Origin of the sequence: Lentibacillus amyloliquefaciens (assembly GCF_001307805.1) — a bacterium.
GTDB lineage: Bacteria > Bacillota > Bacilli > Bacillales > Amphibacillaceae > Lentibacillus > Lentibacillus amyloliquefaciens.
The window spans coordinates 862,594-880,126 of record NZ_CP013862.1; the positions used below are offsets into that span (position 1 = coordinate 862,594).

Below are 17,533 nucleotides of genomic sequence, written 5' to 3' on the forward strand. Positions count from 1 at the left end.
CGATGATCAATAAAGTATTAATTGCCAACCGAGGTGAAATCGCAGCACGCGTTATTCGCACGTGTAAAAAATTGGGCATCAAAACGGTTGCCGTATATTCAGAGGCTGACCAAAAGGCTCCGTTTGTGTCAATGGCTGACGAAAGTTATCTGCTTGGGCCGCCACGTGTACAGGAGAGCTATTTGAACACAGAGAAGATCATTGAAATTGCAAAAGATGCAGATGTTGATGCCATCCATCCGGGGTATGGATTTTTGAGCGAAAATGGCGGATTTACTGAAAAATGTGAGCAGGCAGGCATCATATTTATCGGCCCTTCTGCTGAGGTAATGGAAAAAATGGGAAGCAAAATTGCTGCCAGGGAAGCAATGGAAAAAGCCGGTGTCCCTGTTGTACCGGGTACAAATGGTGCTGTTGCATCAGCGGATGAAGCAGTCGGCATCGCCCGAAAAATTGGCTATCCGGTTATGCTGAAAGCTTCAGCAGGCGGCGGTGGCATTGGCATGCAGGTCGTGCAATCAGATGATGAACTCATAAAAGCGTTTGAAAGCAATTCGAAGCGTGCCCATACTTTCTTTGGCGATGGTGCTATGTTTATGGAGAAAAAATTGGACAATGCAAGGCATATCGAAATACAGCTGCTTGCTGATAACTATGGGAATGCCATTCATTTATATGAACGGGAGTGTTCCATCCAAAGGCGCAACCAAAAGGTGATTGAGGAAGCACCTTCATCGTTTATATCCGAAAAAACCCGCACGAAAATGGGTAAAGCTGCAGTGAAAGCGGCAGAAACACTTGGATATACAAGTGCCGGCACAATTGAATTTCTTGTCGATGAACATGAGAAATTTTATTTTTTGGAGATGAATACACGAATTCAGGTAGAGCATCCAGTTACTGAGGAAATAACCGGTGTGGATATCGTTGAACAGCAAATTCGTATCGCTGATGGTAAAGAATTGTCTTTCAAACAATCAGAAGTAACTATCGACGGACATGCTATTGAAGCGCGTATCTATGCTGAAGATCCGGAAACTTTTTTCCCTTCCCCAGGTCATATTTCAGTTTTTGAACTGCCAACGGGTAAATTTATCCGAAATGAAGTAGCTGTAACCGCAGATTTTGATGTGACACCATTTTACGATCCAATGATTGGAAAACTTATCGTAAAAGGAAAAGACCGGGCAGAAGCTATCACATCGATAAAAAATGCATTATTGGATTATAAAGTGGAAGGTATTAAAACAAACATTCCAATGCTCTTAAAAGTATTGGATCATGAGAAATTTAAAAACGGTGAAACAACAACAGCATTTGTTGATCATTATTATTTGCCGGCAGTTAAAACAAACTAGGAGGATATTGAAATGGCAGAAGTAAAAGCATCAATGGCAGGAAATGTATGGAAAATTACAGTCAATAAAGGAGACAAAGTAGAAGAGGATCAGGAAGTTGTCATCCTTGAATCAATGAAAATGGAAATACCTATCCCGGCGGAAGAAGGCGGCACCGTTAAAGAATTGAAGGTCGCAGAAGGTGATTTTGTCAATGAAGGGGACACCATACTGGTAATTGAATGATTAAAAGATGTTAGTTCCAGTCGAGCTTCCGGGCTGGAACCAAATTTTAATGCAAGATTTTTTAGCCTATTCATAACCGGAGAGGGGAATAGCAATGGCAGCACTTGTAGACTATCAGATTAAAGATGGGCATATAGCCATTTTAACGCTCAACAGACCGGAAGCTATGAATGCCATGTCAAAGGCGCTTCTGGATGAATTAAATGACCATGTGAAAACGATTAACGCAAATTCTTCAATCCGCTGCACGATTATAACTGCTTCCGGTGAAAAAGCTTTCTGTGCAGGAGCAGACTTGAAAGAACGTAAGACTATGACTCAGGAACAAGTAATAGAAACAGTGAACTATATAGGCGAAACCATAACAACCATTGAAAATATGAAAATGCCGGTGATAGCCGCAATTAACGGAGCGGCGTTTGGAGGCGGATTGGAACTTGCACTTGGCTGCGATATCAGAATGGCTGCTGATCATGTAAAAATGGGTCTGACTGAAACATCTTTGGCGATAATTCCCGGTGGAGGCGGAACACAGCGCCTCAGCCGTTTAATCGGATCTGGTCAGGCAAAGCGGCTCATTTTCACAGCTAAGCCTGTGGCGTCGGAAGAAGCTCTGTCTTTAAATATGGTTGAACACGTAACATCATCCGAAAAGCTGCCGAAAGAAGCAGCTGAAATGGCACAAACAATTGCCGGTAACGGTCCTGTTGCATTGCGGCAGGCAAAATTAGCAATCAATAAAGGATTAGAGACCGATATTGCTACCGGATTGACTATTGAACATTTAAGCTATAAAGAAACGATACCAACAGAGGACCGTTTTGAAGGCTTGAGTGCATTTAAAGAAAAACGTAAACCGGACTATCAGGGTAAGTAACAGGGGAGGTTAAATTATGAATTATAGTGAGGATCTGAAGGAACGAATAGACAAAATTGAAAAGGGCGGGAACGAAAAATATCATCGGAAAAATGAAGAAAAAGGAAAAATGTTTGTCCGAAACAGGCTTAAACAGTTATTTGATGAGGACATTGATATAGAAGACGCCTTTTTCGCTAACAATATGTCTGAGGATTTGCCTTCTGATGGCGTTGTGACAGGAATTGGCCGCATAAATGGGCAGGACGTATGTGTCATGGCCAATGATTCGACTGTCAAAGCTGGTTCTTGGGGAAAAAGAACGGTTGAGAAAATTATTCGGATACAGGAAACGGCAGCTAAATTGGAAATACCGATGCTTTATCTCGTTGATTCTGCAGGAGCGCGCATTACAGATCAAGTAGAGATGTTTCCGGGACGCCGCGGTGCCGGACGAATTTTTCATAACCAGATAAAACTTTCCGGCAGAGTCCCGCAGGTTTGTCTCTTGTTTGGTCCTTCAGCTGCAGGAGGTGCGTACATACCGGCGTTTTGTGATATTGTAGTTATGGTTGATGGCAACGCATCCATGTATTTGGGTTCACCACGCATGGCCGAGAAAGTCATCGGCGAAAAAGTGAGCCTTGAAGAGATGGGCGGTGCCAAAATGCACTGTTCAGTTTCAGGTGTTGGCGATGTATTGGTTAAATCCGAGGAAGAAGCTATTACCTATACACGCAATTATCTCTCCTATTTCCCGGCGAATTTCAGAGAGAAACCGGCTGCAGCAGATTCTAAGGCTATTAAGCAATTTGAGAAATCGATAACTGACCTTATCCCGGAAAATCAAAACGCTCCATTTAATATGCTTGATCTTATCAAACGACTAATTGATGAAGACAGTTTTTGCGAGATTAAAAAGAAATTTGCGCCGGAACTGATAACCGGGCTTGCCCGTATTGATGGCAAGTCAGTCGGGATTATTGCTAATCAGCCACGGATGAAAGGCGGAGTCTTGTTCCCGGATTCAGCCGACAAGGCAGCTAAGTTCATTCAATTGTGCGATGCGTTTAATATTCCTTTATTATTCCTGATGGATATCCCCGGCTTTATGATTGGCACAAAAGTTGAACAGGCAGGTATTATCCGGCACGGCGCCAAGATGCTTGCAACGATGAGTGAAGCAACTGTGCCAAAAATTTCTGTTGTTGTACGGAAAGCTTATGGGGCGGGACTTTACGCCATGGCAGGACCTGCATTCGAACCTGACGCATGCCTGGCTCTGCCAACAGCACAGATTGCTGTTATGGGGCCTGAAGCAGCTGTTAATGCTGTCTATGCCAATAAAATTGCTGAACTCCCTGAAGAGGAGCGACCTCAATTTATAAAAGAAAAGCAGGATGAATATAAAGATAACATTGATATTTACCGCTTGGCTTCGGAAATGGTAGTGGATGCAGTCGTGGATCCTGATAAATTAAGAAGTGAATTAATCAGCCGTTATCAGATCTATGAAGCAAAAAATGTAACATTCACAGACCGCAAACACGGTGTATACCCTGTATAAGAACAAAAGCCCCTGTTATGTAATATAAATACCAGGGGTTTTGAAGTTTTAATATACTCGCTTTCCGTGGGCTCACCACGAGCCTCCTCGCTCGCAAAGAACGCTCGCTGCGGGGTCTCTTAGGATCGCTGTCCCACAGGAGTCTCGCATATTCCAGCTGCTGGTTAGATGATTATTAACGTTTGTTTTTCGGCATAATCGAATAAATCTACAGTGAGCAATTACCAGCGAAGGCAATATACGAAGACTCCTATGGGAACAGCACGTGTCGTGACGCCCCCGGAGGAAAGCGGGCTTTGCTTTCCGAGGAGGCTAAGGCCGTGCCCATGGAAAGCGGAGTATATTGCCGGAGCGCTTTCAAGCATTATGGTGATCAGAAAGGACCTCATTGATGAGACAGTACGTCGCATTATATGGGTTTTGTGTAATAAAAGTAATTTGAAAATAGCCGTATAAAAAATCTATCCATAGTAGTACTAAAACTGAAATCATTCTTAAATCCGAATCCTTTATTGACAATAATAACATTATGTAAACTAATGCAAAAATTGCGCTGATATAATCAGAATATGATACGATGATGGTGATGACGGCAAGGCTATTAAATAAATAATGAGGTGACAACGTTGAAGATACATGACTTCATGATTACTGATGTAATCTCAATTCAGAAAGAAACTAAAATAAAAGATCTGTTAAAAACGTTTGTCGAACATAAAATTGGCGGTGTCCCTGTCGTTGACGATGACAATCGTTTAATCGGGATGATCAGTGACGGTGATATCATCCGCCATTTGCAGCCTGATGGCCGGACAATATATGATGCATTTTCCATGGTTTTCATCAGAGAAAACGTGGGACTGAAGCAGAAAGTGGAAGCCAGTATAGAACAACATTCTGCAGAAATTATGAAAAAAAATATTTATACAGTGAGGCCCGATGATGAAATTGAAGAAGCGCTGTCGATTTTATCCCGTTATCAATTCAAAAAAATCCCTGTTACGGATGATTCCGGCAGAGTCGTTGGTGTTATAAGCCGGGGAGATATTATCCGGTCGGTTTACAATAAAGCCATTACCGAATCAGATGGTTAAAGAAGTCTCACTTACCCAAAGCAGAATGGGCTGATAATTATAATTCTGTAAGAGACTGTCGACTTAAATCTTGGTGCTTTGCTATAATACTATCATAATTGTTTATATGGAAAGGAACAGTACATCCTCATGATAACTGAAGCTATACAAACTGGATTTACCAAAGAGCATTTGGCGAAACTTTATCAGACAATGCTCGATAACGATGATAGTAAAAGTGCAGAAAAAATGTTGCAGATTGCGCAAAAGTGGATTAATCAGGAGTTTATGATCAGTTTTACTGGTCATTTTTCTGCCGGGAAATCTTCTATGATCAACCACCTCCTGGAAAAATCGATCCTGCCTAAGAGCCCAATTCCCACCAGTGCCAATGTTGTTAAAATAACATCAGGCAAAGGAAAAGCTCACATCCATACAGATAAAGGAATTGTAATTGAATACGAAGAACCGTATGAGATTGATATGATAAAAGAATATGCAAAAGAGAGAGGTACGATTAAAGAAATTGAAATCAGCACTAAAGAAGCTATTTTGCCTGATGGATGTACGATTATTGATACGCCCGGAATTGATGCAGCAGATGATGCAGACCGTTTGATCACTGAATCATCCATGCACCTTGTCGATGCTCTTTTTTATGTGATGGATTATAATCATGTTCAATCAGAGGTTAACTTGCACTTTTTAAAAAAGGTGCAGAAACATAATATACCGTTCTATATCATTATTAATCAGATTGATAAACATAATGAGGAAGAATTAGCTTTTGATGAGTTTTGTCGAAAAATTAATCAAACGTTCGAACAATGGGGTATTTTTCCTGAAATAATCTATTATTCTTCTTTAATCGACATGGCCTCTTCGCATAGTCAGATAGACGATATTAAACAAACATTATTTTTACTATTGACTAAGGATAAAGATACCTTCTTAAATGTTGAACGTTCCGTTAGGCAGGTGGTTAATGAGCATAAGAGCCATTTGCGACAAGAGTATGAATCTGAAGCAGCGGAATTACAACCTGAAGATAGCGATGCCGCCGGCCGGCTAAAAGAATTGGACATTAAAATTGAACGTTTAAATAATCTGTCCGGGGACTTAGAAAAAGACTTTCGAACAGCGCTTAATACGACACTGAAAAACGCTTATCTGATGCCGGCGAACTTGCGGGATATGGCACATTCCTATTTGGAGTCACAGCAGCAGGACTTTAAAATTGGGCTTTTCGGTTCAAGTAAAAAAACAGTTGAAGCGCGCCGCAAAAGGGAAGCAGATTTTTTAGCCGGATTACAGGAAACGATTGAAACATCAGTTCAATGGAGGCTTCGCGATAAACTGTTGAACTTGTTCCAATCATATGGCTTGTATAATCAGGCGTTAATGCAGCAAGTGCAAAATATGTCGATTGTTTATGATGCGAGTGACCTCAGTTCATTAATCAAACCGGGGGCGACCGTAAACGGTGACTATGTACTTCATTATACCGAGGACCTTAAAGATGACATTAAACAGAAATATAAACAGGAAGCACTTAAACTATTGGATTCAGCTTATGAAGAAATCAAAGACAAAACAGCAAATGAACTGGCTGAATTAGAATTGGAACGTGCTAATGCGGCAAACGTTCATGAACAATATGAAATGAATGAAAAGCTTAAAAATGATTTAGAAGAAAAGACACGTGAAATTGATGATGCATTAACAACCCCGAAGGCAACAGATGAAGACTGGCAAGAAATTCAAAAAGCATTAGCAACAACAAAAAAAATCATCAAAACGCATGACGCATCATTTTTTAAAGATGAAGCTGAATCCGTAATTGAAGAACCGAATGCGGCTGAAACTGAAAAGCTCACAGCTGAACCTGCGTATCAAGCTGACAGTATTTTATCTGATCTGGAAAAGGTAATTGATACAGTTGAAGATCTCCCCGGCTTCCGTTCAATCATAGCCGATTTACAGCATAAACACAGCCGATTAGGCAGCCGTGAATTCACGGTCGCTCTATTTGGTGCATTCAGTGCAGGGAAATCTTCCCTTGCAAATGCGCTGATTGGTGAACATGTTCTGCCGTCAGCACCTAACCCGACGACGGCTGTCATTAATCGGATCCATCCTGTAAATGCGAATCAAAAGCATGGTGATGTCATTGTGAAAATGAAAGATGAAGCAACGCTCATCAGTGATTTAAAATCGCTGCTTCATCAGTTTGAACCGGAACCCGATGATTTTGATGCTTTACTGGATTGGGTAATGAAAAACAAAATTCATCAGAACAATCAATTGGATAAAACACAACAGGCGTATTTGAATGCCCTTTTGGAAGGGTATCATGACCGGAAAACTGAAATCGGCCGGGAAATAACAATTGAACTCGACGAATTTGCATCTTTCGTAACGAATGAAACCATTGCAAGCTTCATTGAGTCAGTTGATCTTTATTACGATTGTAATCTGACAAGAGAGGGTATCACGCTTGTTGATACACCTGGTGCTGATTCGATCAATGCCAGACATACGAATGTTGCATTTGACTACATTAAATATGCTGATGCGATACTATATGTAACCTATTATAACCATGCCTTTTCACGGACTGATAAAGATTTTCTCATGCAGCTCGGACGTGTCAAAGATTCTTTTCAGCTGGATAAGATGTTTTTTGTCATGAATGCTTCTGATCTGGCTGAGGACTCCTCAGAAATCGAAATGGTGCAGCAATATATAATCGAGCAGCTGACAACGTTAGGTATTCGATTTCCACGATTGTTTCCGGTATCAAGCAGACGTTCTCTGGAAGAAAAACAGCAGCACATCGGTTTGAATGATCAGATGAAGGCGTTTGAACATGCCTTTGATAACTTTATTCATAACGAATTAGCGTCCATGACGATTCAATCAGCCATCAGAGATATCAGGCGGGCAAATCAATCAGTTACGCATTTCCTGAACTCAACGCAAATGAACGAAGAAGAGAAGAAACGTGCTCGACAGGATTTAATCGAAAAGCAAACCTCTTTGAGAAAGCTGACGCAAGAAATAGACATTGGTTTGTATGAACAGAAAATCAGACAAAAAATTGAGAAACAGTTATATTTTGTGCTCGAACGCTTTTCGATTCGCTTTCACGATATGTTTAAAGAAACGTTTAATCCTGCAACGATTACCGATTCAGGCAAAAAAGCAACTCAGCAATTAAAAAGCAGCCTGATAAATCTTCTCGACTATGCTGGGTATGAATTATTACAAGAGTTACGGGCAGTTTCACTACGGATTGAGTCATTTATTGAAGAGATCAAACACGACGTATATCTCGATTATACAAATAAAAGCAGTCATATTGATGCAGGGTTTCTTCTGCCCCATTTTGAAGAAACAGACTTGGTGACACCTGATTATGAGCAGGCATTTTTCAATCTCGCCATCCAGACATTTGATATAGAACTGAAAGAATTCAATGGGACTAAAGCCTTTTTTGCTAAAAATGAAAAAGAAGCCATGAAAGAAAATCTTTTTAATCGTTTATATCCGTATGCAGATGAATATGTCACCGAAAATCACACACGAATGCACACATCGTATATTCAGCAGTGGAACACGATGATCGAGAATATGAAATATTTCATTGATGAACATATTGACAACTATATTGACAATCAATTTCAGATAATAAGTGATCAGTCAATTGACCTTGAAACATTGAGGCAAAAAGAAGCTAAACTCATTTCGATTTTAGCGAATTATGAGGAGTTGAACTGAAAGTGAGCGAAAAACAGAATTCAATTATGCTTGTCGATGGTATGGCATTACTTTTCCGGGGATTTTTTGCGACAGCATTCAGAGGAAATTTCATGAAAACAAGTAAAGGTCTCCCGACTAACGGTGTTTATCAATTCATGCGCTATTTTCTTGATGCAGTGGACAAATTTACACCCTCTCATGTTATTTGCTGCTGGGATATGGGGAGCAAGACATTTCGCACGGAACTGTACAATGATTATAAGGGAAACCGGTCTGAGCCCCCTGAAGAGCTGATTCCGCAGTTCGAACTTATCAAGGAGGTTGTCGATGCTTTCGATATTCCCAATGTAGGATTGGAAAATTTTGAAGCGGATGATTGTATCGGTACGCTGGCAAGACAGCATGCCACAGATATTGACGTTTTGATTTTAACGGGTGATCAGGATATTTTGCAGCTGGTCGATGATGGTATTTCTGTTGCGATTATGCGCAAGGGAATCGGCAACTATGAAGTATTTGAGAAAGATACATTTCCCGGCCAAAAAGGTATTCAACCGAAACAGATTGTTGATCTGAAAGGTTTAATGGGCGATACTTCCGATAATTATCCGGGGGTGAAGGGAATTGGTGAAAAAACGGCTTTAAAATTGATTCAGGAATACGGAACGATTGAACAAATTATTGAGAGTATCAATAAACTTCCGAAAGGTGTCCAAAAGAAAATCCGGGACAATATGGACATGCTGCAATTATCCAGACAACTGGCCGAAATCAAGTGTGATATATCAGTCAAGTGTTCCTTGGAAGATGCAGCTTGGCATTATGATAAACGCATTGTTGAGAGTAAGTTTCGGGATCTGGAGCTTGGCAATTTAGTCAAGCTGGTCAATTAAACGAAACAGGATTTGCAAACACTATATCCAGCGCTTTTGTTTTCATATCTGCATGTGTCATGATAAGCTTCATCCAGAGAATAACAAAAGTAAACATGAAAAATGAAGGTGAGTCTTATGGTTTTTACAAAACCGGAAATAATTGAATGGCAAAGTCAATACCCGATTCTTAAAGACATTATGGATTTAAATCCTGTTTTCTGGTCGAATCCAAACCTCAAAAATGTGGAAGAAATGGATTCTTTGCCTCTATCACGTGAAGATATTGAAGAGGCTGAATTGCGATGGCAGCGTTTTGCTCCATTTCTGGAAAGGGCATTTCCGGAAACAAGCAGTACGAATGGCATCATTGAGTCACCTCTCGAAGAAATCAGTCAAATGAAAGAAGAATACTTGCCTGACATGGAGGGGACATTTTATCTGAAGTGTGACCACGAACTGCCCGTAGCGGGTTCCATTAAAGCAAGAGGCGGTTTTTATGAAGTTCTTCAGTATGCCGAAAAACTGGCCTTGGAATCAGGCATATTGCGTAAAGATGAGAATTATGATGTCTTTTCGACAGATCGTTTTAAATCATTTTTCAATCAGTATTCGATCGGTGTAGGGTCAACCGGAAATCTGGGGTTAAGTATCGGTATCATAAGTGCAAAGCTTGGGTTTAATGTTTCAGTATATATGTCGATGGATGCAAAACAATGGAAAAAAGACTTACTGCGTGAGAATGGTGCTGAAGTACTGGAATTTGAAGGTGATTTCAGCGAGGCTATTTTAGCAGGCAGGGAAGCGACAGAGGCAGACCCAAACGGTTATTTTATTGATGATGAAGATTCCGAACATTTATTTCTGGGTTATAGTGTTGCTGCACTCAGATTGGAAAAACAACTGAAAGAAAAAGGCATAACCGTGGATGCGGATCATCCGTTAATTGTCTATCTTCCGTGTGGTGTAGGCGGTTCTCCAGGCGGTATTACTTTTGGGATGAAGCATGTTCTGGGCAATCATGTTCACTGTATTTTTGTTGAGCCGACCCATTCGCCATCTGTTCTAATTGGCCTTTTAACCGGGGAAATGGACAATGTCAGTGTCCATGATTTTGGTATTGATAACCGAACAGAAGCAGACGGGCTTGCTGTCGGACGGCCATCCCGTTTTGCGACAATAATCAGTGATCAATTAGTCAGTGGTATTTATACAATTGAAGATAATGGATTGTATCGTCAGCTTGCTAATCTTGCTGATAGTGAAGGCATTTATTTGGAGCCCTCAGCTGCCTCAGGACTGATTGGACCAGACCGTATATATCCTTATACTGAAGCGAATAATATTAAACTCAGTCATGCCACCCATATAGCATGGTCTACTGGCGGTTCACTTGTACCTGATGATCATATGGCCGTTTTTTACAATAAAGGGAAGAGTTTAGGATAGGAAGGTGTTTTACATGAAAGTGGCACAAAACATGACAGAATTAATCGGGCAAACACCACTTGTCAAGCTGCACCACGTGGTACCGGAAGATGCAGCTGATATTTATTTGAAACTGGAATCGTTTAATCCGAGTAAAAGTGTCAAAGACAGAGCTGCCTTCAACATGATTCATATGGCTGAAAAAGAAGGGCTGATTGAGTCGGGTGCAACGATTATTGAACCAACAAGCGGAAATACTGGAATAGGATTGGCAATGGGTGCCGCTGCTAAAGGTTATAAAGCCATTATGGTTATGCCGGATAACAGCACATTGGAACGCCGCAACATTTTACGGGCATATGGTGCAGAAGTGGTGTTAACGCCAAGTGAAGACAAGATGCCCGGTGCAATCCAAAAAGCAAATGAACTGCATGAAAAAATCCCGAACAGTTTTATTCCGCAACAGTTTGAAAATCAAGCTAATTCTGATATTCACCGTTCAACAACTGCTGTTGAAATATACGAACAGATGGATGGACAGTTGGACGCATTTGTGGCAACCGCCGGAACTGGAGGTACAATTACCGGAACCGGTGAAGTGCTGAAAGAAAAATTGCCAAATTTGCATATTGCAGTTGCTGAACCAGAAGGATCACCTGTTTTATCCGGCGGGAAACCTGGATCCCATAATTTAGTCGGCACAAGCCCTGGATTTGTACCGGATATATTAAATACATCCATTTATGATGAAATTTTACAAATAAAGGATGAGGATGCTGTCAGTATGTTTAAAATGCTTCCACAAAAAGAAGGCATTTTTATCGGACTATCAGGTGCTGCTGCCGTGTTTGCAGCCATAAAAGTTGCCAAACGCCTCGGTAAAGGCAAAAAATTAGTGTGTATAGCCCCTGATACTGGTGAGCGTTATTTAAGCATGAATCTGTTTGACGAATGAATTGACTGATGAAAGAGCAGCTTCAGAATATAAGCTGCTCTTGCTTTATAAAAAAAGATAATATTGAACTTATTTGATATAATTCCAGTAATAAACGCGCGGCAGTCCCAAGTAAAGCCAGCAATCCTGTATAAGATACCCTCCAACAAAAACTATCATTTGCCAGTCAAGCTGTTTCATGTCATTATCCCTCCCTGTTTTCTCTATTACAAATTTTATTTCGATCTTAACCTGTCTTAGAACTTAAGTGTCTATAGCAACTGTCACAGACATTTAGCAGACGCATATATTAGTGAGGAAATTGCTTTTCAGACAGGAGGAGAATGATGTTTTCAGAAAATCCCTATTTTAAAAACATGTACCCCTTTGCTTATCGCCCCTATGAAAGTCAGCAGTATAATTTTTATGATCCTGATTTCCGCCAGCAGCAGGTAAGCGGCCAGGCAACTTGGACAGAAGGCGGACGGATTACTCAATGCGGCATTCCCTGGTCAGATAATTTATACATGACAGCGGCAGTTGGAGAGAATTCGTCTTATCAATGCGGGGAAACATTGCAAATTATTTACCCCGTCACTGGCAGATCCGTTTTGATTGAAGTCGTTGATAAGGTTCCGAATTATCCACAGAACAGACTTAATCTCCATCGCAGAGTATTTGAAGCGCTGGGCGCCAATCCTCAGCAAGGTGTGATTGACATTCAAATCCACCCTATTTCCAACCTGAATCAGCAGCAATGGGGGAGATATTTACTGAGAATTGTTCAATCAGCCTATTCCGGTTACAGTGTGGCTGGTCAAACCTTCATCGGCAAAACAGAAGAATCGCCAACACGAACAGAAGAAACATATGAATATCAACTCCAGTCAGGACAAGAGACAATTACAGTCAGAGCGAGGGCAATTTATAATCCGCGTAATAACAGAATCATTTCGATTGATATCAGTGAAGCTTAAGAATTATTAATGATATAGAGATAACAACGGACAGCATGGCACTGTCCGTTGTTTAATTTTTCAGATAATTACAGCAACGCTGACTATACTGTACTATTAGTAATTTACAATAGAACTCTTACTCCCATCAAGGGAGGAGAGTTGATTATGGACCGAATAAAGAAGTTACGAAAAAGAACGCTATCAACTGACAAAATAAATTCATACAAAGAAGGAAAAAGCTAACGTTTCAGGCAGATGCAGCAGATACATAAGAATGCTTTTGAATCAAAATAAAGTAGCATTAAGATCAACATGAAGATTATTTTAAAACATGGTCCAATAAAATAATATGGCTTACATATTAGGGTTTTTCATAGCTGACGGCACGGTGGCTGATAAAGGCCAATTAATCAGTATAAATCAGATCCGTTATATTTTATGATTAATATACTGTCACATTTGTAGTCGGCTCGGAATTGGTCAATGAAATGAAAAACTTTTGACGTTTAGATGCAATTCGTTCCTATATGAATATGAAAGGGAAGATTGGATAATAAAGTTGTTGATTATTTATTTTATAATCGAGTTTACATAATCTTTCTTATAGGAAGTTATATAAAAAAGCGTTTTTAATTGTCTCATTACAAAGTATACTTATGATAGTGAGACAAATCGAAAAAAACGCCATACATAAATAACTATTAATAATATGGCGCTTTCTGATACTGAAATGGTTTAATTTAATCGATAATTTTTTTATGGACACAAATTCCGGTTTTAAAATTTTGCGCTTAACAATCATCATGTAGTCTGGATTATACTTTCATTCTTGTTAAACGTTATTAGAAATATTTTTGAGATGTTTGATATTTACATTTTAATTCTTGCTTGTATGGTCAAACTTTTAGTTATATATATTAATGTGAAAAAATCACAAAAGTTTTACCTCGTTTCGTTTTTAACATGCTCAAGCATTTATTGTTGTTCCAATTCAACTTTATTCAATGGTTCTTTTGCCGGACCTTCGATAACCTCGCCTGTATAGGAATAGCGTGATCCATGGCATGGACAATCCCACGTTCGGTCTCCTGAATTCCAGTTGACTTCACAGCCAAGGTGTTTACATGTTGTATCGACAGCATATAGCTGATTATCTTCATCCTTATACACACCTGTACGTTTGCCATTTACTCTGGTGACGGTTGCATCATCAGTTTTGAGACTGCTCACGTTATCATTGGTATATTCAAGCTTTCCCCGTATCATGTGTTTAGCAACATCAGCGTTCATCTTTGTGAATTCTCGTATAGAAGGATCAGCCTGGAATCGTGAAGGTGTGTAAAGTTTGTGATACGGGTTATCTTTATCCAGAATTCGGTCAGTGATGATTTGGGCCGCGATGGTACCATTTGTCATTCCCCATTTGCGGTATCCGGTTGCCACGAAAACGTTATCTTCATTCTTTGTAACCGGTCCAATATAAGGAACCTTGTCCATTGTTGTTAAATCTTGTGCAGACCATCTGTAAACATATTCGGATATGCCGAAGTGCTTTGCTGCATAATCCTGCAAGGCTTCATAATGCTTCATTGTTGATTGACCCTGACCCGGTTTATGATTCTCTCCGGCAATCAGCCATAAATCCTCATCATCCATGTTTACCGACCTGACTGAATGAGTCGGTGATTCAGCATTTATATACATGCCGCCTGGAAAGTGTTGCGGTGTTTTCACGGCAACTATATAGGATCGTTCCGGGTACATTCGGGTCGGATAAAAACCCTCACCGTCATAAAATGGATAATGGGAAGCTTGAATAACGTATTGACAGTTAATCCGCTCCCCTTCCCGGGTAATAATGGCTGGACGCTTGTTGTGTTCGACATCGGTGGCAGTCGTCTCTTCATATATTTGCAATCCATTACTGAGGGCTTCATCTGCAAGTATTTTTAAATATTTTAGCGGATGAAACTGTGCCTGATTTTTCATTTTGAGGACAGATTTAACCGGTATTTCAAGCGGCATGCTGTTTGATAATTCACTGTCTATATCAAGCTGATTATAAGCTTCCTTTTCAGTCTCCAGCTGAGATAAATACGCATCTGAATTGGTGAAAATATACGCATCTTCCTGTTGGTAGTCACAGTCTATATGGTGTGTCCGGATTGTGTTTTCAATAAATTGTTTAGCATCCAAGCATGCCTGATGATAAAGCGTGGCATTATCTTTTCCAAAATGCTTGATTAATTCATCGTAAATAATCCCATGTTGTGCGGTTATTTTGGCTGTCGTATGACCTGTAACGCCATTTAAAATTTGACCTGCATCAATTAATGTAACGTCCAATCCCTCTTTTGTCAGTAAATAAGCGGCGGTAATTCCTGTGATTCCTCCGCCGACAATGCCGATATCAGTCTTAATGGATTCACTGAGTTTCGGGAAATCAGGCAATGAGACAGATTGTTGCCAATAGCTTTTAGGAAACTGTGGTATATTTATGTCGCTGTTCATTATTGTCATCCTTTCTAACATCTGCTGACAACTATTAAATTAGTGTCAACAGCTAAATGGGATTTATTCGTGGTTAACTGATTAAACGGCAAAATAAAAAAATCGGGTAATACCCGATTTTTATTTGAATTCCAGCAGTTTTGTTTTCAGTTCGTCTTCCATATTCATCAGTTCTTTTTCAGCCTGATGCCGCTTTTCTCTGCCTTCCGTTTGGATTGTTATCGTTTCTTCTATTGTTGTCAGCAAGTTTTCCTGGGTTTGTTTTAATGTTTCGATGTCAACAAGGCCGCGTTCGTTCTCTTTTGCTGTTTCAGTCGAATTCGTTTTAAGCATCTCGGAATTTTTCAGGAGCAGATCATTCGTTGTTTGTGATACTTGCTTTTGTGCCTCCATCGCATGGCGCTGCCGGATCAGTGTCAGTGCAATGGCTATCTGATTTTTCCAAAGTGGAATAGCTGTCAAAATAGATGATTGGATTTTTTCGACGAGTGCCTGGTTTGTATTTTGAATCAATCGGATCTGTGGTGCACTTTGTGTTGTAAGCTGGCGGCTCAGCTTCAGATCATGTACACGCTTGTCAAGGCGTTCAGCGAATTGCATCATATCATTTACTTCCTGCACATCCATCTGACTGCCGGATTGTTCGGCTTTCTGTTTTAAATCAGGAATAAGCTCTGTTTCCAGCTCCTCACGCTTAACCTCGCCGGCTGCAATATAAATATTCAGTGCGTCGAAATACTCTTTATTCTTGTCAAATACTTGCTGCAGCAGGTCGTTGTCTTTTGTTAGTGCACTTTTATAGTTATCAAGCTTCACACTGATCCTATCAATTTGTGCGCCTGTTTTTTGATACCTCGAAAGCATTTCATTTATGGAATTCGAAATTTTACCGAACATACGTGATAACACACCACGCTTCTCAGGCTTTAGTTCGTTCGGGTTAACCTCTTCCAGTTTTTTCATCAAGTCTTCCAGAATACTGCCGATTTCGCCCGTATCGTTTTTTTGGACATGTTCAAGCATTGAATGCGAGAACTCGTGAAGTTTTGATTGAGCTTCTGTTCCGTATTCTGTAATCGACTGATAATTCTCCGGGTCAATCTGCTTTTTCAAGTTCAACGCTTTCTCTTGATTTTCTTTCGTAAGTGTATCAAACAGTCTTTCTGGTTTGTTGTCTTGGCCCGTTATATGATTCGTATTTTCTCCGCCAAATGGATTTTCCAATAAGCCATCCAGACCTGAAGAGGATTTTTTATCATGTTCGCTCATTTAATAGCCTCACTTTCATGTTTATCTGTTTTTCCAAATGATTGATTTGCAACATCCAGTTCAAAATGAAGTGTGTTTATATCGTCACGCAACATCACATGGAGGTCTTTTTGAATGGTTGCGTTTAATTGTGTGATGGTTTTCGAAGTATCTTTCAGTGATTGATTAATTTTCTCAGAATTGGTTGGTTGTGATTTCAGATAGGCATATTTTTCCATTAGTGTGACAAGTGAATCGAGATGTTTGTAATAAAAGGCCTCCGCCTTATAGAAGCGTTGCGGATCCCTTTTTGTATTCGTATAAATTTTTCGGACAGTGATAAGTATGTTCAAGTATTCTTTTGCCTGCCGCATATTGCGGATGCCGGATAATGTCTGCTGCAGACGTTTGATCTTGGTCTTTGCTTCAATAAGGTTTTCGTTAATATATTTATATTCTTTTCGTGTCAGCCCTTTTTGCCGCAAGAAACGAAAATGCATAACTTCTTTTGTTAGAAGGTAGCTTGTCCCGCCGCCAACAGCAGCATATAAACCTGACATCAGCAAAGCTGCATCAAGCACGAAAAAACTGATCACCCCTGTCAGGAAGGCAGTTGATGTTCCTATTGTCGTACGGAATATAAAAGAAAAAAATCGTCGCATATATGTCAGCTCCTGTTTATACCTGAAACGTTTTTGAGTGTGTATCTAACTATAATACGTTCTTCCACCATACAAAGT

At 40.1% G+C, this 17,533-nt stretch carries 13 protein-coding genes; 10 read left to right on the forward strand and 3 right to left on the reverse strand.

Annotated features, from left to right (window positions below):
* Positions 1-2: 2 nt before the first annotated feature.
* The 10 genes from AOX59_RS04290 to AOX59_RS04335 all read left to right on the forward strand — a co-directional run bounded on the left by AOX59_RS04290 (position 3) and on the right by AOX59_RS04335 (position 13,052).
* Positions 3-1,358: an acetyl-CoA carboxylase biotin carboxylase subunit gene (locus AOX59_RS04290; RefSeq protein ID WP_068442315.1), complete on the forward strand. Its 1,356-nt coding sequence runs from the start codon at positions 3-5 to the stop codon at positions 1,356-1,358.
* 12 nt (positions 1,359-1,370) lie between these two features.
* On the forward strand, positions 1,371-1,583 hold the full coding sequence (locus AOX59_RS04295) for an acetyl-CoA carboxylase biotin carboxyl carrier protein subunit (protein ID WP_068442317.1): 213 nt from the start codon (positions 1,371-1,373) through the stop codon (positions 1,581-1,583).
* Positions 1,584-1,677: 94 nt separating this feature from the next.
* Positions 1,678-2,460: an enoyl-CoA hydratase gene (locus AOX59_RS04300; RefSeq protein ID WP_068442319.1), complete on the forward strand. Its 783-nt coding sequence runs from the start codon at positions 1,678-1,680 to the stop codon at positions 2,458-2,460.
* Between the two features lie 16 nt (positions 2,461-2,476).
* A complete protein-coding gene (locus AOX59_RS04305; protein WP_068442321.1) occupies positions 2,477-4,006 on the forward strand; it encodes an acyl-CoA carboxylase subunit beta in 1,530 nt (509 codons plus the stop codon).
* Positions 4,007-4,632: 626 nt separating this feature from the next.
* Positions 4,633-5,100 (forward strand): CBS domain-containing protein, encoded by a 468-nt coding sequence (locus tag AOX59_RS04310; RefSeq protein WP_068442326.1) that lies wholly within the window; start codon positions 4,633-4,635, stop codon positions 5,098-5,100.
* Between the two features lie 129 nt (positions 5,101-5,229).
* Positions 5,230-8,859, forward strand: coding sequence for a dynamin family protein (locus tag AOX59_RS04315; protein ID WP_068442329.1), 3,630 nt, complete (start codon positions 5,230-5,232; stop codon positions 8,857-8,859).
* 26 nt (positions 8,860-8,885) lie between these two features.
* Complete coding sequence (locus AOX59_RS04320; RefSeq protein WP_082684288.1) at positions 8,886-9,734, forward strand: 5'-3' exonuclease; 849 nt, start codon at positions 8,886-8,888, stop codon at positions 9,732-9,734.
* Positions 9,735-9,851: 117 nt separating this feature from the next.
* Entirely contained in the window at positions 9,852-11,162 is a 1,311-nt protein-coding gene (locus AOX59_RS04325; RefSeq protein WP_068442336.1) for a D-serine ammonia-lyase, read from the forward strand.
* Positions 11,163-11,175: 13 nt separating this feature from the next.
* A complete protein-coding gene (gene cysK / locus AOX59_RS04330) occupies positions 11,176-12,096 on the forward strand; it encodes a cysteine synthase A (RefSeq protein WP_068442338.1) in 921 nt (306 codons plus the stop codon).
* A gap of 323 nt (positions 12,097-12,419) precedes the next feature.
* A complete protein-coding gene (locus AOX59_RS04335; RefSeq protein ID WP_237049371.1) occupies positions 12,420-13,052 on the forward strand; it encodes an RlpA-like double-psi beta-barrel domain-containing protein in 633 nt (210 codons plus the stop codon).
* Between the two features lie 957 nt (positions 13,053-14,009).
* On the opposite strand, the gene AOX59_RS04340 is transcribed toward AOX59_RS04335, so the two are convergent.
* From AOX59_RS04340 to AOX59_RS04350, 3 genes are all read right to left on the reverse strand, one after another.
* Positions 14,010-15,545, reverse strand: coding sequence for an FAD-dependent oxidoreductase (locus tag AOX59_RS04340; protein ID WP_068442341.1), 1,536 nt, complete (start codon positions 15,543-15,545; stop codon positions 14,010-14,012).
* Positions 15,546-15,665: 120 nt separating this feature from the next.
* Entirely contained in the window at positions 15,666-16,814 is a 1,149-nt protein-coding gene (locus tag AOX59_RS04345) for a toxic anion resistance protein (RefSeq protein WP_068442344.1), read from the reverse strand.
* Positions 16,811-17,455 (reverse strand): 5-bromo-4-chloroindolyl phosphate hydrolysis family protein, encoded by a 645-nt coding sequence (locus tag AOX59_RS04350; protein WP_068442346.1) that lies wholly within the window; start codon positions 17,453-17,455, stop codon positions 16,811-16,813. The genes AOX59_RS04345 and AOX59_RS04350 overlap by 4 nt, the downstream gene beginning before the upstream one ends.
* Positions 17,456-17,533: the final 78 nt, after the last annotated feature.

Coding starts and splice junctions, on each gene's coding strand:
- AOX59_RS04290 (WP_068442315.1), top strand. CDS start 3: ATGATCAATAAAGTATTAATTGCCAACCGAGGTGAAATCGCAGCACGC.
- AOX59_RS04295 (WP_068442317.1), top strand. CDS start 1,371: ATGGCAGAAGTAAAAGCATCAATGGCAGGAAATGTATGGAAAATTACA.
- AOX59_RS04300 (WP_068442319.1), top strand. CDS start 1,678: ATGGCAGCACTTGTAGACTATCAGATTAAAGATGGGCATATAGCCATT.
- AOX59_RS04305 (WP_068442321.1), top strand. CDS start 2,477: ATGAATTATAGTGAGGATCTGAAGGAACGAATAGACAAAATTGAAAAG.
- AOX59_RS04315 (WP_068442329.1), top strand. CDS start 5,230: ATGATAACTGAAGCTATACAAACTGGATTTACCAAAGAGCATTTGGCG.
- AOX59_RS04320 (WP_082684288.1), top strand. CDS start 8,886: ATGCTTGTCGATGGTATGGCATTACTTTTCCGGGGATTTTTTGCGACA.
- AOX59_RS04325 (WP_068442336.1), top strand. CDS start 9,852: ATGGTTTTTACAAAACCGGAAATAATTGAATGGCAAAGTCAATACCCG.
- cysK (WP_068442338.1), top strand. CDS start 11,176: ATGAAAGTGGCACAAAACATGACAGAATTAATCGGGCAAACACCACTT.
- AOX59_RS04335 (WP_237049371.1), top strand. CDS start 12,420: ATGATGTTTTCAGAAAATCCCTATTTTAAAAACATGTACCCCTTTGCT.
- AOX59_RS04340 (WP_068442341.1), bottom strand. CDS start 15,545: ATGAACAGCGACATAAATATACCACAGTTTCCTAAAAGCTATTGGCAA.
- AOX59_RS04345 (WP_068442344.1), bottom strand. CDS start 16,814: ATGAGCGAACATGATAAAAAATCCTCTTCAGGTCTGGATGGCTTATTG.
- AOX59_RS04350 (WP_068442346.1), bottom strand. CDS start 17,455: ATGCGACGATTTTTTTCTTTTATATTCCGTACGACAATAGGAACATCA.